We start from the raw sequence: 727 nt of genomic DNA on the forward strand, positions 1-727 counted from the left end.
GTCATAGCCAATAAACCAACTCATGGGCAATTCACTATTGAGTGCTTGTTCTTCCTTGATCGGATTAAGCCATTCATAATTAATTGCTGTTAACCAACTCACGGTTTTTATTCCATTCAGTAGATTGTCTGACTCAAGATAAGGATTACCCACATCCATTGCCCACCATTTTCGAGATAAGTAGGCTTCCGTTGGTTCATTTTTATCATCTCGAATTCGTGAAATGATACATGCGTAACCAGCATAACCATGCTTGGCTTTTAGGCGATTTGCAAATTTAATAAATAACTCAATAAAAATTTTCGTGTTTTCTTCTACCCATTCTATAGGCATAGAAAATGTTAAGGTACTTTGATAAGTACCATTTATGATTTGCCATTTACTCGCACCACTTGCATTAAACTCCCATGGTCCAGTTGCAAATTTCTCTTTACCACTGATATATATAAAATTAAAAGCTTTCATTGGACTATAGTTTTTTAAGCTCTCCCGAATAGGCTTGGCATCACTAAAAGCAATATTCTCTCTTTCCCCTTTTGGCGGTTCATCCTGCCATAACCATGTTAAATGATCTTTCGCATAAGCATGATAATCATCAAAACATTGGGCAATCGCTTCTCGCATATCATCACTAAAGCCCTCTTTAAAATATAAAACTGCACGAATTGCAGGTATTGCACCCACATAATCTTCAGGACCACCTTTGGCAAAAAGCCCTCCACCAATC

The 727-nt window shown here is 37.3% G+C and carries 1 protein-coding gene; it reads right to left on the minus strand.

The annotated features are described in order from the left end of the window. On the minus strand, nt 1-726 hold a 726-nt coding region (locus ACINWC743_RS08705; protein WP_085947555.1), incomplete at its 3' end, for a type VI immunity family protein. Between the last annotated feature and the right edge of the window lies 1 nt (nt 727).

Source organism: Acinetobacter sp. WC-743, assembly GCF_000335555.1.
In the GTDB taxonomy this organism is placed as follows: domain Bacteria; phylum Pseudomonadota; class Gammaproteobacteria; order Pseudomonadales; family Moraxellaceae; genus Acinetobacter; species Acinetobacter bereziniae.